Below are 2,634 nucleotides of genomic sequence, written 5' to 3'. Positions count from 1 at the left end.
GAATATCTGGGACCGTTCTGCCCCGCGCCCCGAAATCGCGCCGCTCGTCGCCGCCGGAATCCGCCCGCCGATCGCCAAGGGCAACCGCCTGGGCCAGCCCGAGAACCGCGCCTATCGCGTCGTGCTGAACGCCTCGCTGCCGCTGGGGGACAAGGACGAGCTGTACCTGTTCGGCAACTGGGGCACACAGCGCCAGGGCAATGACTTCAACTATCGCCGTCCGATCGGCGTCACCACCACCGCCATTCCCGGTCGCGGGGTCGGCTTCGGCAATACCGGATCGTTCGGCAAGTCGATCAACACCACCTATCTCGACCGGCTGCCCAACGGCAATTTCAGCGAGACCGGCCGGACCTTCGAGGCGAGCCAGATCTTCCCGAATGGCTTCACCCCGTTCTTCGAGGCCGAGAACGAGGATTTCGCGATCGTCGGCGGCTACAAGGGCGAGACCGGTTTCGGGATGACCTATGACCTGTCGGGGTCGACCGGCACCAACAAGATCCGCTATTTCATGAGCAACACGCTCAACCCCTCGCTGGGGCCAGACAGCCCGACCAGCTTCTATCTCGGCAAGCTGGTGCAGACCGAAACCAACCTCAATCTCGATCTCAGCTATCCCTGGGAGATCGGGCTGGCGAGCCCGCTCAACGTCGCAGGCGGCTTCGAATTTAGGCGCGAGAGCTATGAGGTGGGGCTTGGCGACCGGGCATCCTGGGTCACAGGGCCCTTCGCCGCGCAGACGGTGCAGCGCGCCAACGGTACCACCTTCCTGTCGACCAAGCCTGTGGGCGCGAACGGCTTTCCCGGTTTCGGCCCGGATTCGGTGACCTCGGGCGGGCGCAACAGCGTGTCGGCCTATCTCGACCTCGAAGCCGATATCGTCGAGAGCTTCACCCTGTCGGGCGCGTTGCGCTATGACCGGTTCACCGATTTCGGCGACACGATCAACGGCAAGATTTCCGCGCGCTGGGCGATTGCCGATGCGATCGCGGTGCGCGGCAATTTCAACACCGGCTTCCGCGCGCCGACGCCGGGCCAGCAGTTCACGCAGAACGTGCAGACCGCCTTTCCCAATGGCAGCCCGGTACCGGTCGCGGTCGCCACGGTGCGGCCCGACAGCATCGTCGGCATCGCTTATGGTTCCTCGCCGCTCAAGCCCGAGAAATCGACGAGCTTTTCGGGCGGTCTCGTGCTGACGCCCGGCGGCGGCTTCACCTTCACGCTCGACTATTACAACATCAAGGTGAAGGACCGCATCGGCATCACGGGCAATTTCAACGTGACCGCCGCCAACCGCACCGCGCTGCTGGCGCTTGGCGTCGCCAATGCGCTCGATCTGGGGCAGATCAACTTCTTCACCAACGGCTTTGCCACGCGCACGCAGGGCATTGACGCGGTGCTGACCCACAAGGCCGCGACCGGCATCGGCAATTTCAACACCAGCCTCGCGGTCAACTGGAACAAGACCGAGGTCACCAGGATCCGTTCGGTCGTCCAGTCGGCGGCCATCGGCGGGGCGTCGGCGCCGCTGATCGATCGTGTGCGCGAGGGCAATATCGAGGAATCGCTGCCGCGCTGGCGCGCTGTGCTGTCGGAGACCTTCACCAGCGGCATGTTCGACGTGACCGCGCGGGTAAACTATGCCAGCAGCATCACCACCTTCTTCGCGCCTGCAACCGGGTTCGATCCGGCCTTCGCGTCGCTCTATCCCAATCCCTGGCCGAAGACCTTCGATGCGGAGGTCTGGGCCGATTTGGAAGTCGGGATCACCTTTGCCGAGAAATACCGCATCGCGGTGGGCGGGCAGAACATCTTCGACAATTATCCCGAGCGCGAGACCCGCAACATCTATCCGCAGACCGGCGGCGCGGCCAACGGCTCGCTCTATCCCGATACATCGCCGCTCGGCTGGGCGGGCGGCTTCTGGTATGTCCGGGGCACCGTGAGCTTCTGACGTTCGTTCCCGGCCCCGGCGGAGCAGCTTCTGCCGGGGTCGTTCCTCCTGTCACGCGAAAGGAAATCTTCTTGATCCGCAAAATCCTGCTGACCTCGATCGCCGCCAGCCTGTGCTGCGCTCCTGCCCTGGCGCAAGGCATCGTGCGCCACACCAATCCGCCGCCAGCCATCATCCTGGGCGGCGTCACCATCCCGCCGGGCGCGGAAATCCTGATGCTCAGCGGCCAGCTCGCCAGCCCGATCGACCCGGCGAAGACCGAAGGGATCGAGGCCTATGGTGACACGAAAACGCAGACGATCAGCACCTTCAAGAAGATCGAGGCGGCGCTCGCCAAGCAGGGCTATGCGATGTCCGACGTCGTCAAGCTCACCGTGTTCGTCGTCGGCGACCCCAAGCTCGGCGGCAAGATGGATTTTGCCGGCTTCAACGCAGGCTATCGCGAGTTCTTCGGCACCGCGGCCAACCCCAATCTGGTCGCCCGTTCCACGGTCCAGGTGGCTGCGCTGGCCGGCCCGCAATTCCTGATCGAGATCGAAGCGACGGCCGCGAAGGTCAAGTAAGCAGAACGTCCCTGTGCGAGAGCCCATCGGGGCTGCGAACGCCATCTTTTCTCACGTTCCGGGAAAAGATGGTGGGCGCGGCAGGGATTGAACCTGCGACCCCACCCGTGTGAAGGG

General features: G+C 64.4%; 2 protein-coding genes. Both read left to right on the top strand.

Annotation, left to right across the window (positions count from 1 at the left end):
- The coding region (locus AX735_RS22075; protein WP_066284780.1) for a TonB-dependent receptor domain-containing protein at positions 1–1,954 on the top strand (1,954 nt) is incomplete at its 5' end.
- A gap of 71 nt (positions 1,955–2,025) precedes the next feature.
- Positions 2,026–2,517 (top strand): RidA family protein, encoded by a 492-nt coding sequence (locus AX735_RS22070; RefSeq protein WP_231750222.1) that lies wholly within the window; start codon positions 2,026–2,028, stop codon positions 2,515–2,517.
- The last annotated feature ends 117 nt before the right edge of the window (positions 2,518–2,634 follow it).

The sequence above is a fragment of the Blastomonas sp. CCH1-A6 genome (assembly GCF_001556365.1).
In the GTDB taxonomy this organism is placed as follows: Bacteria; Pseudomonadota; Alphaproteobacteria; order Sphingomonadales; family Sphingomonadaceae; genus Blastomonas; species Blastomonas ursincola.
This window is presented reverse-complemented; position numbering and strand designations above follow the sequence as displayed.